Here is a 16,769-nt window from a genome sequence, read left to right on the forward strand (position 1 = left end):
CACCCAGCGCGGGGCCCGTCCTGATGGCCGATTCCGTCCCCCGCACTGGCGCCGTGCGTGACTGCGGCGCCCGCGGGGCCGGTGCTAGGATGCGCCGGACCCCGCCACCGAGCCCGCGCCCATGCAGCAGCTGATCCAGCCCAACGGCCAACCGCACTACGGCATCTTTTCCACCACCCCGGCGACGATCAACCACCGCGACTTCGACTTCCGCTCCCCTATGGGGCGTCGTCTCGGCGCGCTGAGCAAGTGGCGCAGTTTCCATCAGTTCCAGTACTTCGGCCTGATCAGCCCGACGCTGATCGGCGGCTGCGCGCTGGCCGATCTGAGCCTGTTGTCCATCGGCTTCGTCTACCTCTACCACCCGGAAAGCGGGCGCATGATCGAACGCCAGTTCAAGTGCCCGCTGGGCAAGGGCTCGCGCTTCTCGCAGGCGCCCAACGACGGCGTCTGCGAGCTGCTCCAGGGCCGCAACCTGTTGCGCCTGGAGAACGGTTTGGCTCCACTGGAGAAGCGCCTGTTGGTGGAACTGGACGATGGCACCCGTATCGACGCGTGTTTCAGCGAGGCGCAACCAGCCTTCGAACCCATGAGCCTGTGTACCCCGGCGGCGGTGAACGGATGGGTCTATGCGCGCAAGGTGGCCGGCGTGCACTGCCTCGGCGAGGTGCGCAGCGCGCTGGGCAACTACGACCTGCGTGCGCTGGATGCCTACGCGCACCACGACTGGTCCGCCGGCTACATGCGCCGCGAAACCTTCTGGAACTGGGCCTGCCTGTCCGGCGAGGCGCAGGGACGGCGCGTCGGCCTGAACCTCTCGTGCGGGGTCAATGAAACCAGTTTCACCGAGAACTGCTACTGGCTCGATGGCCGGCTGGTGAAGGTCGATACCGTGCGTTTCGAGTTCGACCGCGACCAGCCGCTACAGCCCTGGACCATCGGTTCCTACGACGGCCAGGTCGAGCTGCGCTTCGAAGCCCACGGCCTGCACCAGGAGCGCCTCAACCTGGGCCTGCTGGCGAGCAACTTCAAGCAGATCTTCGGGCGCTTCAGCGGCGTGCTGAAACCGGCGGGAGAGGCCGAGGTGCGCATCGACAATCTGTGGGGATTCGTAGAAGACCAATATGCGAAATGGTGAAGTGCTGCGTCATACCCTGCGACAATCTGTCATTGTACGGGCTTGATTAGCTGGCTAATAATTAGTCAAATCAATTAGCCCGAACTTTGCGACACAATGGCAGACAACGATAAGCACTACTTCGGTACCCAACTGGCCCAGGCTTCGCGTGCATGGCGGGCTGAACTCGACCGCCGGCTCAGTCACCTCGGTTTGTCCCAGGCGCGCTGGCTGGTGCTGCTGCACCTGGCACGCCACGCCGCCGCGCCCACCCAGCGCGAGCTCGCGCAATCCGTCGGCGTGGAGGGCCCGACCCTGGCCCGTCTGCTCGACGGCCTCGAAGCCCAGGGACTGGTTCGTCGCCAGGCCGTGGCCGAGGACCGCCGCGCCAAGCGCATCGCCCTGACGCCCAAGGCGGATGTCCTGATCACCGATATCGAGAACATTGCCGCTGCCGTGCGCAATGAAGTGCTCAGCGGTATCACCGAGGACGAGATTGCCGTCTGTCAGCGGCTCCTTAGCCGGATTCTCAGTAATTTGGAGAAAAACTGAGAAGTGCATCACATTTTATTCGGCTAAATAGCCATTTTTCTGGCGTTTTCTCGCGGAATCGCCAGTCCCCCAGTGAGTTTCTCTGGACCATTCGCCGGTTTTCCGACGACTTGTCTTGACCAAATCCCTTGGACCACCTAATCCCTGATATCAATCGGCCTGTACCTTTCAGGTGCAGTGGTGGGGCGCGTGCGGTCTGTCGTCCGGCATGGCGATTCGAGTGTGTGGACAGGTAGAACCTGCTGCTTTCGGGTGGTCAGGGAACGGCCGGCAGACCCAGACTAGGGGTAGGGTTATGGCTCGAATAACAAAAATTCCGCTGACGCTCGCTGCGCTTTCTGTGTTTGTTTCCGCTCATGCGAATGCTCTCGGCCTGGGTGAGATCACCCTGCACTCGTCGCTGAACCAGCCGCTGGATGCGGAAATCGCCCTGCTGCAGACAGGCGACATGACCTCCGACGAACTGATCGCCCGCCTGGCGAGCCCCACGGCCTTCGAACAGGCCGGTGTCGACCGCTTCATGTTCCTGCAGAACCTGCGCTTCACCCCGGTGATCCGCGCCGGACGCAGCTACATCAGGGTGGTGTCCACCCAGCCGGTGCGCGAGCCGTACCTCAACTTCCTGGTGGAAGTGGAGCGGCCCAACGGGCGCCTGTTGCGTGAGTACACTGTGTTGCTCGATCCGCCGAACTACAACAGTGCGCGCACTTCGGTCGCCGCCAGTATCCCGTTGCCCGAGCGCAGGACTCCCGAAGCCCCCCGCTGGCGCGCCGAACCGGTTCGCAGCGCCCCTGCGGCCACGCCCATCCCGGCGGGCGAGGGGCGTTACACCACCGTGCGCAACGATACGCTGTGGAGCATCGCTTCCCGCCTGAGCGGCAGCGGCGCTTCGCACAGACAACTGATGGACAGCCTGTTGGCACTGAACCCGCGAGCCTTCGTCAATGGCGACCCGCACCGGCTGAAGGTCGGCCAGACGCTGGTCCTGCCCCAGGGCCAGCAGCTCGCAGGGTACGGCAATGTTCCTGCGCCGCAGCCCGCCGCTGCGGCAGCCACGGCGAATGCCGCATCGTCGAACCTCCAGACCGACGTTTCCGCCCCGGCAACGCTTTCCGCGCCGCCAGCCGGTGATGCGGCAATGGCATCTTTCTCCGCACCCGCCGCCCCGGCGGTCGATGGCAACCTGGCCAAGGTCGAAGCAGACCTCGCCCTGAGCAACGCCCAGCGCGACCAGTTGAACCAGCGCATGGACGCCATGCAGAAGCAGTTGGAAGCGCTGCAGAAGGCCCTGGAAAGCCGCGACCAGCAGGTGCAGAGCCTGCAGGCCGAGCTGGCTCGCCGCGATGGGCCCGTCGCACCGGCGGTTCCGGTGGCGCCCAAGGCGGTACCGGCTTCCACGCCGGCGACACCTGCCAGCGACGCTCGGGGCGCACAGTTCAACTTCTGGCCGTGGCTTGGTGTGGGCGCGCTCGGTGCGTTGCTGGCCGGGCTGCTGCTGATGCGCCGCAAGCGTAACGAGCCGCCGCTCAAGGACATCGGCGGGCGCCAGGTGCAAGCGGCGATACCTCCGGCCAAACCCCTGGCGGGCGGTGCCGTGCCGCCGCCCGTGGCTGTGCCGATCCAGCGTCCCCAACCGCCGGTGATGGCTCCGGAGTCCGGGGTGGCGCGTCTTCCGGCTGCCAGTGCGGACAGCCTGGAGGGGGCGGACATCTACATCGCCTACGGCCGCTTCAACCAGGCGCGCGACATGCTGCGCAAGGCCGTTGCCCGGGAGCCCGAACGTCGCGAGCTGCGCATGAAGCTGTTGCTGGTGCTCGCCGAGCTGGGTGACCTGGCCGGCTTCCATGAACAGGAACACGAACTGGTGGCCCGTGGCGGGGACCAGAAGCCGATCGACCAGATCAAGTCGCGCTATCCGGCAATGCTCGAGCGCGGGGAGGAACTCCCGGTCGCCCCGACGGGTGAAACCCTCACCGACTGGGATGACCTGGCGTTGGACGCAACGCCCGCGTCCAACGCGGGTGAAGCGCAACCGGACTTCGCCCTGAACCTCAGCGACATGTCGCTGGATCTGGACTGGGACTCCGTCGATCCCGTCGATACGCCACAACGCAACAAGAGCACGCCGGCCGCCGAACAACCCGCTCCCGCCGATTTCCGCAGCAACCTGCGCGAGCTGCCGGAAATCACCGAGCTGGAGCTGGATGGCGAGCATGCCAGCCTGTTCGGCCAGGCCAAGGAAGTCGACCTGGTGTTCGAGCTGCCCGAGAGCGAGCTGCACGAGCATGACGAGCTGCTGGCCAGCCTCGATGAGGCCCGGACCTGCATCGATCGGGGCAACCTGGAGGAGGCTTACCGCATCCTCAAGCGTGTGATCGAGAGCGGCGACTCCAAGGCTAAGGCCGAGGCGCGCGAGCTGCTGGCACGGATTGCCTGATCCACGCATGAATGGAAGAGCCCGGCCTCGTGCCGGGCTTTTTCATGGGCGCTGATCGAGCAACTCCGTCCGCGATCAACGCCGCTGCGGGGCAAATCGCGGACGGAGTCCGCTCCTGCAAGCGCCCGGTACAAGGCGGATGGATACCTCCGGCGCGTCCTGCGACGAATCCTCCCTTGCAGGAGCGAGCTTGCTCGCGAACATGGGCATCCAGGCTGGCGCAGAGATACCCGGCAAACCACCGTTCGCGAGCAAGCTCGCTACAGGCCGGGTCCCGGTGGCGAGCAGGGCTTAGAAATTCCGTCCCAGGTTGATGTACATCGCGTGCTCGCTGGCGTCGTTCAGGCCGTAGCTGAAGGACAGCGGCCCCAGCGGCGTCTCGAAGCCCATCAGGATGCTGCCGGCGTTGACGTAGCCGGTGTCGTAGCTGTTGTCGTTGTTCCACACCCGGCCGCGTTCCAGGCTGCCGCCCAGGTAGAAGGGGAAGTCCAGCGGCAGGAAGGAGCGCTCGGTCATGCGCCGGTAGTAGATGACCCGGCCGAGGCTGTAGTTCTGCCCGGCCAGGGCATCCTGGCGGAAGCCCGAGAGCTGCCGCGCGCCGCCGAGCAGGAAGCTCGACACCACCACCTCGGCATCGTCGAGGGTGCGTCCGTAGCCACCGCCCAGCACGAAGGTGTCCGGCCCGCTGCTCAGTGCCTTGTCCAGGTGGATGTCCCACTGCCGGTAGCGGTCGTCGTCGCCCAGCGAGGGGGTGTGTTTGCGGAAGGCGGCCTGGATGTTTTCGCCTTCGCGGGGGAAGTCGACATTGTCCATCGTGTCGAAGGAGTACTTGAGCTCCGCGTAGCCTTCGTTGAAGTTGAAGTCGGGCAGGTCCTGTTCGCCCACGCGGACGTCGGCCTTGCCGTAGGCCTGGGCCACGCCGAAGCGGATCTCGCCGTTGTTGGCGATCTGCCGGCCGACATTGAGGCCGTAGCCATAGCGCTCCAGGCGGTATTCGGCGATGGGATCGTCGTCGTCGGTGGCTTCGACGTTCTGCGCCTCGTTGAACAGGAAGGGCGCGACGAAGTAGCGCGAGCCCACGTCCAGCGGCTGGTAGAACTCGCTGTAGAGCTCCTGGTGGTCGCCGATCTGCAGGCGCGTCAGCCATTCCGCGCCGAGGCGGTTGATGCCATTCATGCGGTAACTGGCGCCGACGTTGAAGGTGCTGTCGCCGCGCAGGTCGTCGGAGAGGTTCAGGCCCAGGCGCAGGTAGTCTGTGCCGCCGCGCTTGCCGTAGGCGTGGATCACCAGGGCGTTGCCGTCCTTCTGGTGCACCACGCGGTACTGCACCTGGTCGAAGTAGTCCAGGCCGTAGAGGGTGCTCATGTCGCGCTGCAGGCGTTCCAGGTCCAGGCGTTCGCCCAGCGGCTGGCGGATGTAGTGGAGGATGACGTCGTCGCTGACCTTGGAGTTGTTCTCCACTTCGATGCGATTGATCACCGGCTGGCGTTCGCCGGGCGTGCGCGCCTCGTTCAGGGCCACGGCGTGTTCGTCCCTGCTCTGGCGCAGGCTGGCCAGGCGCGGCGCGAGGATGGTGGCGGCGCGGTAGCCGGCGTCGATCAGTTGCGGCACCTTGCCGAAGTCGGCGGAGCTGTAGCCGCTGAGCGGCGGCTGGATCAGCACGTCGGTGGATTTCAGGGTGGCCAGTTGCGCCTCGGAGTTCTTGCGGGTCATCAGGGTGACGGACTGGTTGAGCATGTCCACCACCGAGGTCAGTTGCTTGCGGTCCAGCAGCGGGTTGCCGATGTCCACCGCGATCACCACATCGACGCCCATCTGCCGCGCGACATCCACCGGGATATTGTCGACCATGCCGCCGTCCACCAGCAGCTTGCCGTTGACGTCCACCGGGGCGAACACCGCCGGGATCGACATGCTGGCGCGGATCGCCTGGGGCAGGTGGCCTTTGCTGAACACTATTTTCTCGCCGGTGGAGATGTCGGTGGCCACTGCGCGGAAGGGGATGGCCAGCTTGTCGAAATCGCGGGTGTCGCTGGTGTGCACCAGCAGGCTTTCCAGCAGCATCGACAGGTTCTGGCCCTGGATCGCGCCCAGCGGCAGGCCGAGGGTACCGTCGTCACGGAAGCTGAGTTTCTGTTTCACCAGGAAGTCGCGGTCGTCCTGCTTGCGCCGGAAGGGCATGTCGACCCGTGGCGGGGAGTCGGACAGCGCCTGCTGCCAGTCCAGGGTCAGCGCCAGCTTTTCGAGCTCCTTGGGTGTGTAGCCCGCCGCATAGAGTCCGCCGATCACCGCGCCCATGCTGGTGCCGGCGATGGCGTCGACATGGACGCCCTGTTCGTCCAGTGCCTTGAGTACGCCGATGTGCGCCAGGCCCCGGGCCGCGCCGCCGGAGAGCACCAGTCCGATCTTCGGCGGCGCGTTGGCCGCCAGGGTACCGAGGGGCAGGAGCAGGAGGAGGGCGAACAGCAGGCGGCGCATAACAGGGGAATCCGAATAGGCGTGTCGGCCGGTATTATAGGTGCGCGTCCTACTGCAGGGTCTGATTCATGTCCGAAGCCAAAGCCGAAATCGTCATCACCTATTGCACCCAGTGCCAGTGGCTGTTGCGCGCCGCCTGGCTGGCGCAGGAACTGCTGAGTACCTTCGGCGACGACCTGGGCAAGGTCAGCCTGGTGCCGGGCACCGGCGGGGTGTTCCACATCAGTTGCGATGGCGAGCAGATCTGGGAGCGCAAGGCCGACGGTGGGTTCCCCGAGGCCAAGGTGCTCAAGCAGCGGGTGCGCGACCGCATCGATCCGCAGCGTGGCCTGGGCCACAACGACCGCCCCTGAGTCGCCGAAATATCATTTCGATAGCAAGCTAACTTCTTTGCTTCATGTCAACGGGGTACGTCCGTGCCACTCGTAGTCTGGGTGCATCCATTCTCCGCAGGGGATGCCCGACATGAGCATCATCGTCACCGGCGCCGCCGGCTTCATCGGCAGCAACCTCGTCAAGGCGCTGAATGCGCGCGGCGAGACCGACATCATCGCGGTCGACGATCTGACCGAGGGCGACAAGTTCGCCAATCTCGCCGATTGCGACATCAGCGATTACCTGGACAAGCGCGACTTCATCGAACGCTACGCCCGCGGCGACTTCGGCGTGGTGCGCGCGTTGCTGCACCAGGGCGCCTGCTCCAGCACCCTGGAGCGCGACGGGCACTACATGATGGACAACAACTACCGCTACAGCGGCCAGTTGCTCGACGCCAGCCTGTCGCTGGGCGTGCCGTTCCTCTACGCCTCGTCGGCGGCGGTGTATGGCGGCGGCCAGGAGTTCCGCGAGATGCGCTCCTGCGAGCGGCCGCTGAACGTCTATGGCTATTCGAAATTCCTCTTCGACCAGCGTGTGCGCAAGGTACTGCCCACCGCGCGCAGCCAGATCGCCGGCTTCCGCTACTTCAACGTCTACGGCCCACGCGAACAGCACAAGGGGCGCATGGCCTCGGTGGCCTTCCACTGCTTCAACCAGTTCCGCGAGACGGGGAAGGTGAAACTGTTCGGCGAATACGGCGACTACCCGGCTGGCGGCCACCAGCGCGATTTCGTCTCGGTGGAGGACGTGGCGAAGGTCAATCTGTACTTTCTCGACCACCCCGAGCACAGCGGCATCTTCAACCTCGGCAGTGGTCGCGCGCAGCCGTTCAACGACGTGGCGCTGGCCGTGATCAACACCCTGCGCGAGCAACAGGACCTGCAGCCGCTGACCCGGGATGCGGCGACGCGCGCCGGGCTACTGGAATACACCGCGTTCCCGGACGAGCTGCGCGGAAAGTACCAGTGCTACACCTGCGCCGACATCGCCTTGCTGCGCGAGGCGGGCTACCGCGAGCCGATGCTGGCCGTGGAGGAGGGCGTGGCGCGTTATTGCCGCGGCCTGCTGGCGCAGGCGTGAGCCGGTTTTACCCAGTCTTTACCTTGTGCTGACACTCAAGGGCGGGCGAACACGCGATCATTGCACCTGGAGCGGCGGACATCGCTCCGCCCGATACCGCGTCAACCGAGGCTCCTGGAACACAGGAGCCGTCACCGGACAGGCCGCTTCGCAGGCTGTCATGCGAGGAACCCTTGGTATTCCCTCCCCAGGGCAAGGATTCGCAATCCGCATGCTGCGAGGCGGCCTTCTTTTTGCCGCACGCATTGCTCCAGCCCTTGTAGGAGCAACCCTCTCCCTCCGGGAGAGGGGGCAGACCGTGCCGGCTGAGACCGAGATTTCCTCCTGCACCGAACGGTCCCCTCTCTCCCTGGGAGACGACTGCATGGATGCAGGGGGTACGACGCAGGATGCCAAAGCCGAGGGTTAGGGTCGCCCCGAGCGCAGATATATCTCGTAGGAGCGAGCTTGCTCGCGAACTGATCCTGCTTCGCTGCCAAGCGGTTCGCGAGCAAGAACCAGGCGTCCCCCTCGCTCCTGCGAAAAGCAAGCGCGGAGCGAGATCAGTGCGACCCGCGCGCACTGAGGAAGGTGGCGAAGATGATCAGCACGCCACCCGCCAGCATCCGCAGGCTCGGTTCTTCGCCGAACAATACGGTGGCGAAGGCGATGCCGTAGACCGGCTCCAGGGCGAAGATCACCGCCGCCGTGCGTGCCTTGATCAACCGCAGGCTGGCGACGAACAGGCTGTGGGCGACGCCGGTGCAGAGCACGCCCAGCAGCACCAGCCAGAGCCAGTCCATGCCGCGCACCGAGGGCAGTTCGACGAACACCAGCGGCAGCAGGCAGGCGATGATCGTCAGGTTCTGGCACAGCGCCGCCTGGATCGGGTCGATGCCGCGCACGCTCACCCGGTTGGCCAGCGACAGCAGGGCGAACAGCAGGCCTGAGAGAGTGCCCCAGAGCAGTCCGGCAGTGGCGCCGTCGCGCAGGTCCAGGGTTGGCGTGACCATCACCAGGCCGATGCACACCAGCGCTACCACCCCGTACTCGCCCTTGCGGATGCGCTCGCGGAACAGCAGGCCCTCCAGCAGCACGGTGAAGGCCGGGAAGCTGGCGAAGCCGAGGGTGGCCACGGCGACGTTGCCCACCTTTACCGCGAGGAAGAAGGTCAGCCAGTGCGTACACAGCAGCACGCCGCCGCCCAGCAGCATGGCGGCCTGTTTCAGCGTGGGTCGCCGTTGCCCGCGCAGATGCCCGGCGAACACCGCCGCCAGCGACAGCGAGCCGAACAGCGCACGGCCGAAGACGATGACCAGGGGGCCGGCGAGGATGAGTTTGCCGAAGATGCCGGACAGCCCGAACATCAGGGCGCCGATGTGCAGGCCGATCAGGGCGCCGCGGGGAGTGAGTTGAGTGACGCGTTTCATGCCGGGGGCGGTGGCGGGGCCTTGTCGGGAAAGAGGGACGCGCGCCAGGACAGCCGGCGCGCGGTGGAACGAGCATCAGGCTAACCGCGCGCCATTGGGCAGCGGCTTGTCGAAACCGGCCAGCACCACTTTCTCGTCGCTGTCGTAGGCGCCGGTGACCAGCACTTCCGAGCGCACGCCGGCGATGGACTTGGGCTCGAAGTTGCACACGCACAGCACCTGGCGGCCGATCAGCTCGCTGGCTTCATAGTGCGCGGTGATCTGCGCGCTGGAGGTCCTGATCCCCAGCGGGCCGAGGTCGACCTGGAGGATGTAGGCGGGTTTGCGCGCCTTCACGTTGGGTTCGGCATGGACGATGGTGCCCACGCGCAGTTCGACGCGCTCGAAATCCTGCCACTCGATGGTGTCTGCCGACATCGCTGCTCCCGCTGGTTTGCCTGGTTGCCGGCAGTCTAGGCCCTGGGCGCACGGCTGTCTGTCGCGCGGCTAGCGGGAATTGTCGCGCGCCTGCTGGCGCAGTTGGCGCGGGGTGGTGCCGAACTGGCGCACCAGCGCGGCGGTGAAGGCGCTTTGCGAGGCGTAGCCGACCTGCGCGGCGATCTCGCCGACCGACAGGTGCGAGCCGCGCAACAGATCGCGTCCCAGCTGCAGGCGACGCTGGCGCACATAGTCCATGGGCGTTTGCCCGGTTTCGGCGAGGAAGCGGGCGTGGAAGCGCGCGCCGGACAGCCCGGCGAGTCGCGCCAGGTCGGCGACCTGCAGCGGGTGCGCGGCATGGCGGTCGATGTAGCTATCCAGGCTGGCCAGCGGCAATTGCGCGGGTTCTTCCACGCGCTGCTGGCCGGCGGCGAGGCTGGCCAAGAGCAGGATCGCGCCCTGGCGCGCCAGCACCGGATCGTGCAGCGGGCTGCCGGCGAGCCAGTGCACCAGTTGTGCCTGATCGTTGCTGAGCAAGCGCTGGCCGGGGGTTTCCAGCAGGCGGCGACCGGCGTCGTTGTGCAGCCCCAGGTCGGCGAGCAGATCGTCTTCGTCTTCCAGATCCACCACCAGGCAGCGACTGCCGTCGGGGCTGGCGCAGGCGTGGTGCTCCTCGCGCGGCACCACGGCGAAAGTCTGCCGGGTCACCAGGCTGCCGCGTCCGCCTACTTCGAAGTCCAGGCTGCCGGAAAGCCCCAGCACCAGCTGCGCATGGCTGTGGCTATGGGCGAGATGGTCATGGCTGTAGTGACGCAGGGAGAGGATCTGGCTCATGCAAGGCTGCTTTTCGTGCTGGCGGGCAGGCTGACAGTCTAGCGCGCCGCGGGCTGTAACGGGACTGTCGCCAGTCGGTCACCTGCGCTTCACCCCGTGGGTCGACACTCGGAGAAACCCCACTGGAGGTCGCCGACGATGAGCAGCGCGCAACGCATGACGCCGACGAAGAAACAACGGGTGCGGACCCTGTGGATATCCGATGTCCACCTCGGCACCCGCGACTGCCAGGCCGAGCACCTGGCCGGCTTCCTCAAGCGCTACCATGCCGACCGCATCTATCTGGTGGGCGACATCATCGACGGCTGGAAGCTGCGCGGCGGCATCTACTGGCCGCAGGCGCACACCAACGTGATTCGCCGTTTGCTGACCATGAGCAAGCGCGGCACCGAGGTGATCTATGTCACCGGCAACCACGACGAGTTCCTGCGCCGCTATTCCTCGCTGCTGCTGGGCAACATCCGCCTGGTGGACGAGATCGAGCACACCACCGCCGACGGCCGCCGGCTGCTGGTGATCCACGGCGACCAGTTCGACGTGATCACCCGCTACCACAAGTGGCTGGCCTTCCTTGGCGACTCCGCCTACGAATTCACCCTGACCCTCAATCGCTGGCTGAACCACTGGCGCAGCCGCTACGGCTATGGCTACTGGTCGCTGTCGGCGTACCTCAAGCACAAGGTCAAGACGGCGGTGAACTTCATCAGCGACTTCGAGGAAGCCATCGCCCACGAGGTGCACAAGCGCGGTCTCAATGGCGTGATCTGCGGGCATATCCACCATGCCGAGATCCGCCAGATCGGCGAGGTGGAGTACCTCAACTGCGGCGACTGGGTGGAGTCCTGCTCGGCGCTGATCGAGCACTGGGACGGCAGCATCCAGCTCTACCGGCTGGCCGAGGAGCAGGCGCGCGGCGCGGAGCTGACGGCGGTCGAGACGGCGGCATGAGGCTGCTGATCGTCACCGATGCCTGGCTGCCGCAGGTCAACGGCGTGGTCACCAGCCTGCGGGCGCTGGTGGCTGAGCTGGAGGAGATGGGCCATGCGGTCGGCCTGATCACCCCGCAGGATTTTCGTCATTGCCCGTGCCCGAGTTATCCGGAAATTCCCCTGGCCTGGGACCTGTGGAGGGTCGGCGAGAGGATCCGCGAGTTCGCTCCCGACTGCGTTCACCTCGCCACCGAAGGTCCGCTGGGCTGGGCCGCCCGGCGCTGGCTGATACGCCGGGGCCTGAAGTTCAGCAGCGCCATCCACACGCGCTTTCCCGAATACGTGAACACCCGCTGGCCCTGGTTGCCGCTGGGCTGGGGCTATGCCTTCCTGCGCCGCTTCCACGCGCCGAGCCAGGCTGTGCTGGTGAGCAGCGAGCGGATGCGCGAGGCCTTTGCCGAGCGTGGATTGGAGCGCCTGGTGCTGTGGCGCAAGGGCGTCGACCTTTGCCGTTTCCAGCCAGGCGAGGGAGCGCCGGCGGCGGAGCCGGTGTTTCTCTATGTGGGACGCCTGGCGCGGGAGAAGAACCTCGACGCTTTCCTGGGTCTCGACCTGCCCGGACTCAAGCGCGTGGTGGGTGATGGCCCGCAGCGGGCGGAGCTGCAGGCGCGTTATCCAAAGGTGGAGTTCCTCGGCTATCGCCACGGCGACGCATTAGTGGCGGCTTATCGCCAGGCCAGCGTGCTGGTGTTCCCCTCGCGGACCGATACCCTGGGGCTGGTGATGTACGAGGCGCTGGCCTGCGGCACGCCCGTAGCGGCCTTCCCGGTGGCGGGGCCGCTGGATGTGCTGGAAGAGGGCGTGACCGGTGCGTTGCACGAGGACCTGCGCAGCGCCTGCCTGCGGGCGCTGGCTCTGGATCGCCAGGTCTGCGCGCAGTGGGCGCGCGGTCAATCGTGGCGGTCGTCGGCGCAGGAATTCCTTTCCCTGCAGGTACGCCTGACGGAGTTGCCGGTCAGCGAAGCGCCAGCCTGCTGATCAGAACAGCGGACGGTCGTGGTCCAGGCTCTGGTCCACCAGCCATTTGCCGTGGGCGATGGAGGCGTGCTGGGCCTTCTCCAGGTCCGCCATGTAGGCGTATTCCAGCGGCAACGTCTTGCGTTTGGTGGTCTGGCCGTCGGGGCTGGTAATGTGGCAGCCGCCGGCCCAGGGCGTGGGCATGCCGGGATGTTCAACGACATCGGCGGTGATGGTGTACTTGCGGTATTCGCATTGCATCAGGCTCATGGGACGTCCTCCGGGCAAATCGCCACTCTTCCGGGCCGGGCGCGTGGCGGGCGGAATGGAGCCGGCTGGGGTTGCCGGCAAGCCTTGTCAATCCCCACCATAGACCAGTCGTTGGGTCCGTTTGCCGGATACCGACGAACGTGAATGTCACTGGCGCGGGCTTTTCCTGCGCCAATCTTCCATTCCCGGGCGCTGCGCGCCAGACTGTCGGCCATGCCAATCCAGACTCTTTCCCGCCTCGCCGATGTGGATGCCCGCCAGTGGGATGCCCTGCTGACGGACGGCCAGCCGTTCCTGCGCCATGCCTTTCTCCAGGCATTGGAGGAAAGCGGCAGTGTCGATGGGCGTACCGGCTGGACACCGGCTCATCGCGCCCTGTTCGACGACGATGGCCGCCTGCTCGCCGCCGCGCCGGCCTATCTGAAAGGCCATTCCTACGGCGAGTACGTGTTCGACTGGAGCTGGGCCGATGCCTGCCAGCGGGCGGGTATCGGCTACTACCCCAAGCTGCTGGTGGGCATTCCCTTCACCCCGGTGGCCGGCGGGCGCTTGCTGGGCGCACCTGAGGCCGCGCTGAGCCTGGTCGGTGCGCTGGCGAGGGAGGTGGATGAGGCGCGTTGCTCCGGGGTACACGTGAACTTCACCGATGGTGCCGCCGACGCGCTGCTCGGTGGGGCCGATGGCTGGATGGAGCGGCTGGGTTGCCAGTACCACTGGCGTAACCGTGGTTACCGCGATTTCCAGGATTTCCTCGACGCCCTGAGTTCGCGCAAGCGCAAGCAACTGCGCAAGGAGCGCGAGCAGGTCGCCGGGTTGGGCATCGATTTCGTCTGGATGGAAGGCCGCGAGCTTTCCGAGGCGCACTGGGACTTCGTCCATGCCTGCTATAGCAGCACCTACGAGGTGCGCGGGCAGGCGCCTTACCTGACGCGGTCCTTCTTCAGCCTGCTCGGCGAACGCATGCCGGAGGCCGTTCGCGTGGTGTTCGCCCATCGCGGCGGACGCCCGGTGGCGATGGCCTTCAGCCTGGTCGGTGGCGATTCGCTGTATGGTCGTTACTGGGGTTGCCTGGCGGAGTTCGATCGACTGCACTTCGAGACGTGCTTCTACCAGGGGCTGGACTTCGCCATTGGCCACGGTCTGCGGCGTTTCGATGCGGGGGCGCAGGGCGAGCACAAGCTGATCCGTGGCTTCGAGCCGGTGGTCACGCGCTCCTGGCATCGCCTGGGGCATCCCGGTTTGCGGGCGGCGGTAGCGGAGTTTCTGGAACAGGAGCGCGCCGGCATTCTCGCCTACGCCGAAGAGGCCCGGACCGCGTTGCCCTATCGGCAGCAGGGCTCTTCGTAGGAACGAGCTTGCTCGCGAACCGCTTTGCAACGATGTCTACGGGGCGTTCTGTTAGCGAGCAAGCTCGCTCCTACAGGTGGCGCAGCTTCCTGGTAGGGCTGAGTTTCGCGGACTTGCGGGATGACGGCTGTGGTGCGGCGGCAAATCAGGATCGCCCCCCGACCGCCACCACAGGCTCGCGGGGGTGGGCCAAGACGGCCGGAGGGCGATGTTCGGCGGGGCTCAGCCCTGGCTGGTGCTGCCGCCCCATTCGAGGAAGCGAACCTTGTGGGTTTCGCCGTTGTGGTCCTGGTAGACCATGTAGGCCGGCACGATGCCGACCTTGCCGGAGTTGTCGGTGCGGTGCAGCACCTTGTCCACGTCCAGGGCCATGCCGTAGTGGTATTCGGTAACCGGCAGATCGGCACCGGGGTTCTTGATGGCGTCCTGGGCGAAAGCCATCGGGGCAAGGCTGGAGATCACAGCCGACACGACAGAGGCAAGCTTCATTCTGATATTCCTCGGTGAACGGACTCGGTGAATGGGTTTGAAAGCCCCACCGGGGAGCGCTGGCATCGATGATGTCTGTCCTGGGGTCCAGGCAGGGCAGGGGACGATGCTTCAGGCGTCCATCGGGTGGCGGGGCACGGGACAGATAGTTTCATTCCGGCCGCCCGCCGAGAAATTGATGTGCTTGCTAATGAAAATTGATGGAGGTGATGCGGCGCTCTGTCGCAGGTTTTTGCGTGAGATACCGCGCTAGGGCTGCCAGTCGTGCCAGTGCTCGCAGTCGCCCTGGCAGCGACCGGGGCAGGCGCAGCCAGTACGGCTGCGTCCGGTGGTTTTTTCCATGCGCCGGGCGACTTCGTCGTCATCGGCGAAGGGCAGCATGCTGGCCTCCTCGATACCGCGCTCGCGGTGCGCCCGCAGGCTCCAGCCGACGCCGAAGTACAGCGCCAGCAGGCCGGCCAGCCCCAGCCAGAGCGTCACCTCAGGCCATCCGCTCGGCGGCGAGCAGCGCTTCGGGCTGCGGCCTGCGCACGGTCATCCAGGTGTTCCAGGCCATCAGCAGCATGCCGCCGAGGAACAGCATGCCGCCGCTCATGCGCACCACGAAGCCGGGGTGGCTGGCCTGCAGCGCTTCGACGAAGGAGTAGGTGAGCGTGCCGTCGGCGTTCACCGCGCGCCACATCAGGCCCTGGGTGATGCCGTTGACCCACATCGAGGCGATGTACAGCACGGTGCCGATGGTGGCCAGCCAGAAGTGCGCGTTGATCAGGCCGATGCTGTGCATCTGTTCGCGACCGAAGACCTTGGGAATCAGGTGGTAGAGCGAGCCGATGGAAATCATCGCCACCCAGCCCAGGGCGCCGGCATGGACATGGCCGATGGTCCAGTCGGTGTAGTGAGACAGGGCGTTGACGGTCTTGATCGCCATCATCGGGCCTTCGAAGGTGGACATGCCGTAGAAGGCCAGGGAGACGACGAGGAAGCGCAGGATCGGGTCGGTGCGCAGCTTATGCCAGGCGCCGGAGAGGGTCATCATGCCGTTGATCATCCCTCCCCAGCTCGGAGCCAGGAGGATCAGGGACATCACCATGCCCAGCGACTGGGCCCAGTCCGGTAGCGCGGTGTAGTGCAGGTGGTGCGGGCCGGCCCAGATGTACAGGGTGATCAGCGCCCAGAAGTGCACGATGGACAGCCGGTAGGAATACACCGGGCGTCCGGCCTGCTTGGGCACGAAGTAGTACATCATCCCCAGGAAGCCGGTGGTGAGGAAGAAGCCCACCGCGTTGTGGCCGTACCACCACTGCACCATCGCGTCGGTGGCGCCGGAGTACACCGGGTAGGACTTGAACCAGTCCACCGGGATCGACAGGTGGTTGACGATGTGCAGCATCGCGGTGACCACGATGAAGGCGGCGAAGAACCAGTTGCCCACGTAGATGTGCGGCGTCCTGCGCTTCATCAGGGTGCCGAAGAACACCACCGCGTAGGCGACCCAGACGATGGCCATCCACACCGCGCCGGTGAACTCGATCTCGGCGTATTCCTTGGTGGTGGTGTAGCCCAGCGGCAGGGTGATCAGCATCACCACGATCAGCGCCTGCCATCCCCAGAAGGTGAAGGCGGCCAGGCTGTCGGAAAACAACCGCGCCTGGCAGGTGCGCTGCACGGTGTAATAGCTGGTGGCGAACAGGGCGCAGCCGCCGAAGGCGAAGATCACCAGGCTGGTGTGCAGCGGGCGCAGGCGCCCGAAACTGGTCCACGGCAGGTCAAGGTTCAGTTGCGGCCAGACCAGCTGGGAGGCGATCAGCACCCCCATAGCCATGCCGACGACGCCCCAGACCACCGTCATGATGGCGAATTGGCGAACCACCTTGTAGTTATACGCCTGCTCCGTGCTTCTCGTGTTCATGCTGGATTCCCGCTTGTGTCAGTACGTCCGGGCACGCGCGGGTGGGCCGGCGGCGTGCTTCGGTGAGCGGGCAATCTAAGGAGATGTGTCAGCCGGAAACAGATTC

Annotated in this window: 16 protein-coding genes; 8 read left to right on the forward strand and 8 right to left on the reverse strand. The window is 65.9% G+C overall.

The genetic code is table 11. The features are described 5' to 3' along the window. Positions 1-121: 121 nt before the first annotated feature. From ACYCAX_RS10930 to ACYCAX_RS10940, 3 genes are all read left to right on the forward strand, one after another. Positions 122-1,138 (forward strand): DUF2804 domain-containing protein, encoded by a 1,017-nt coding sequence (locus tag ACYCAX_RS10930; protein WP_460247994.1) that lies wholly within the window; start codon positions 122-124, stop codon positions 1,136-1,138. 96 nt (positions 1,139-1,234) lie between these two features. Then, positions 1,235-1,669 (forward strand): transcriptional regulator SlyA, encoded by a 435-nt coding sequence (slyA, locus tag ACYCAX_RS10935; protein WP_015478169.1) that lies wholly within the window; start codon positions 1,235-1,237, stop codon positions 1,667-1,669. A 340-nt stretch (positions 1,670-2,009) separates the two neighbouring features. Beyond that, a complete protein-coding gene (locus tag ACYCAX_RS10940) occupies positions 2,010-4,106 on the forward strand; it encodes a FimV/HubP family polar landmark protein (RefSeq protein WP_460247995.1) in 2,097 nt (698 codons plus the stop codon). A 291-nt stretch (positions 4,107-4,397) separates the two neighbouring features. On the opposite strand, the gene ACYCAX_RS10945 is transcribed toward ACYCAX_RS10940, so the two are convergent. Continuing rightward, positions 4,398-6,584, reverse strand: a complete 2,187-nt coding sequence (locus ACYCAX_RS10945; protein WP_460247996.1) for a patatin-like phospholipase family protein — start codon at positions 6,582-6,584, stop codon at positions 4,398-4,400. A gap of 68 nt (positions 6,585-6,652) precedes the next feature. Here ACYCAX_RS10945 and ACYCAX_RS10950 point away from each other — a divergent pair, with 68 nt between their 5' ends. Both ACYCAX_RS10950 and rfaD read left to right on the forward strand, forming a co-directional pair. Next, complete coding sequence (locus ACYCAX_RS10950) at positions 6,653-6,937, forward strand: Rdx family protein (RefSeq protein WP_015478166.1); 285 nt, start codon at positions 6,653-6,655, stop codon at positions 6,935-6,937. Between the two features lie 112 nt (positions 6,938-7,049). Continuing rightward, positions 7,050-8,042, forward strand: coding sequence for an ADP-glyceromanno-heptose 6-epimerase (rfaD, locus tag ACYCAX_RS10955; RefSeq protein ID WP_015478165.1), 993 nt, complete (start codon positions 7,050-7,052; stop codon positions 8,040-8,042). Between the two features lie 542 nt (positions 8,043-8,584). On the opposite strand, the gene ACYCAX_RS10960 is transcribed toward rfaD, so the two are convergent. The 3 genes from ACYCAX_RS10960 to ACYCAX_RS10970 all read right to left on the reverse strand — a co-directional run bounded on the left by ACYCAX_RS10960 (position 8,585) and on the right by ACYCAX_RS10970 (position 10,702). Continuing rightward, positions 8,585-9,451 carry a DMT family transporter gene (locus tag ACYCAX_RS10960; protein ID WP_460247997.1) on the reverse strand — a complete coding sequence of 289 codons (867 nt, stop codon included), beginning with the start codon at positions 9,449-9,451 and terminating at the stop codon, positions 8,585-8,587. A 75-nt stretch (positions 9,452-9,526) separates the two neighbouring features. Further along, positions 9,527-9,868 (reverse strand): tRNA-binding protein, encoded by a 342-nt coding sequence (locus ACYCAX_RS10965; RefSeq protein WP_460247998.1) that lies wholly within the window; start codon positions 9,866-9,868, stop codon positions 9,527-9,529. Between the two features lie 69 nt (positions 9,869-9,937). Continuing rightward, on the reverse strand, positions 9,938-10,702 hold the full coding sequence (locus ACYCAX_RS10970; RefSeq protein WP_460247999.1) for a helix-turn-helix transcriptional regulator: 765 nt from the start codon (positions 10,700-10,702) through the stop codon (positions 9,938-9,940). 138 nt (positions 10,703-10,840) lie between these two features. On the opposite strand from ACYCAX_RS10970, the gene ACYCAX_RS10975 reads away from it, so the two are divergent. Both ACYCAX_RS10975 and ACYCAX_RS10980 read left to right on the forward strand, forming a co-directional pair. Continuing rightward, positions 10,841-11,650: a UDP-2,3-diacylglucosamine diphosphatase gene (locus ACYCAX_RS10975; RefSeq protein WP_015478161.1), complete on the forward strand. Its 810-nt coding sequence runs from the start codon at positions 10,841-10,843 to the stop codon at positions 11,648-11,650. After that, positions 11,647-12,669, forward strand: coding sequence for a glycosyltransferase family 4 protein (locus ACYCAX_RS10980; RefSeq protein WP_460248000.1), 1,023 nt, complete (start codon positions 11,647-11,649; stop codon positions 12,667-12,669). Before ACYCAX_RS10975 ends, ACYCAX_RS10980 begins: the two co-directional genes overlap by 4 nt. Here ACYCAX_RS10980 and ACYCAX_RS10985 read toward each other — a convergent pair whose 3' ends face one another. Next, on the reverse strand, positions 12,670-12,918 hold the full coding sequence (locus ACYCAX_RS10985) for a hypothetical protein (RefSeq protein ID WP_015478159.1): 249 nt from the start codon (positions 12,916-12,918) through the stop codon (positions 12,670-12,672). 213 nt (positions 12,919-13,131) lie between these two features. Between ACYCAX_RS10985 and ACYCAX_RS10990 the strand changes: the two genes are divergently transcribed. Further along, positions 13,132-14,265: a GNAT family N-acetyltransferase gene (locus ACYCAX_RS10990; RefSeq protein ID WP_460248001.1), complete on the forward strand. Its 1,134-nt coding sequence runs from the start codon at positions 13,132-13,134 to the stop codon at positions 14,263-14,265. Positions 14,266-14,487: 222 nt separating this feature from the next. On the opposite strand, the gene ACYCAX_RS10995 is transcribed toward ACYCAX_RS10990, so the two are convergent. The 3 genes from ACYCAX_RS10995 to ccoN form a co-directional block, all read right to left on the reverse strand. Further along, positions 14,488-14,754: a DUF2790 domain-containing protein gene (locus ACYCAX_RS10995; protein ID WP_015478157.1), complete on the reverse strand. Its 267-nt coding sequence runs from the start codon at positions 14,752-14,754 to the stop codon at positions 14,488-14,490. Between the two features lie 249 nt (positions 14,755-15,003). Then, entirely contained in the window at positions 15,004-15,234 is a 231-nt protein-coding gene (locus ACYCAX_RS11000) for a cbb3-type cytochrome c oxidase subunit 3 (protein ID WP_294974295.1), read from the reverse strand. Between the two features lies 1 nt (position 15,235). Continuing rightward, positions 15,236-16,663 (reverse strand): cytochrome-c oxidase, cbb3-type subunit I, encoded by a 1,428-nt coding sequence (gene ccoN, locus ACYCAX_RS11005; RefSeq protein ID WP_015478155.1) that lies wholly within the window; start codon positions 16,661-16,663, stop codon positions 15,236-15,238. Positions 16,664-16,769 lie beyond the last annotated feature (106 nt).

The organism is Pseudomonas sp. MT3 (assembly GCF_054720805.1).

Excerpts from the sequence above, each read along its gene's own strand:
- ACYCAX_RS10930 (WP_460247994.1), top strand. The coding sequence starts at position 122 with ATGCAGCAGCTGATCCAGCCCAACGGCCAACCGCACTACGGCATCTTT.
- slyA (WP_015478169.1), top strand. The coding sequence starts at position 1,235 with ATGGCAGACAACGATAAGCACTACTTCGGTACCCAACTGGCCCAGGCT.
- ACYCAX_RS10945 (WP_460247996.1), bottom strand. The coding sequence starts at position 6,584 with ATGCGCCGCCTGCTGTTCGCCCTCCTCCTGCTCCTGCCCCTCGGTACC.
- ACYCAX_RS10950 (WP_015478166.1), top strand. The coding sequence starts at position 6,653 with ATGTCCGAAGCCAAAGCCGAAATCGTCATCACCTATTGCACCCAGTGC.
- rfaD (WP_015478165.1), top strand. The coding sequence starts at position 7,050 with ATGAGCATCATCGTCACCGGCGCCGCCGGCTTCATCGGCAGCAACCTC.
- ACYCAX_RS10960 (WP_460247997.1), bottom strand. The coding sequence starts at position 9,451 with ATGAAACGCGTCACTCAACTCACTCCCCGCGGCGCCCTGATCGGCCTG.
- ACYCAX_RS10965 (WP_460247998.1), bottom strand. The coding sequence starts at position 9,868 with ATGTCGGCAGACACCATCGAGTGGCAGGATTTCGAGCGCGTCGAACTG.
- ACYCAX_RS10970 (WP_460247999.1), bottom strand. The coding sequence starts at position 10,702 with ATGAGCCAGATCCTCTCCCTGCGTCACTACAGCCATGACCATCTCGCC.
- ACYCAX_RS10975 (WP_015478161.1), top strand. The coding sequence starts at position 10,841 with ATGAGCAGCGCGCAACGCATGACGCCGACGAAGAAACAACGGGTGCGG.
- ACYCAX_RS10980 (WP_460248000.1), top strand. The coding sequence starts at position 11,647 with ATGAGGCTGCTGATCGTCACCGATGCCTGGCTGCCGCAGGTCAACGGC.
- ACYCAX_RS10985 (WP_015478159.1), bottom strand. The coding sequence starts at position 12,918 with ATGAGCCTGATGCAATGCGAATACCGCAAGTACACCATCACCGCCGAT.
- ACYCAX_RS10990 (WP_460248001.1), top strand. The coding sequence starts at position 13,132 with ATGCCAATCCAGACTCTTTCCCGCCTCGCCGATGTGGATGCCCGCCAG.
- ACYCAX_RS10995 (WP_015478157.1), bottom strand. The coding sequence starts at position 14,754 with ATGAAGCTTGCCTCTGTCGTGTCGGCTGTGATCTCCAGCCTTGCCCCG.
- ccoN (WP_015478155.1), bottom strand. The coding sequence starts at position 16,663 with ATGAACACGAGAAGCACGGAGCAGGCGTATAACTACAAGGTGGTTCGC.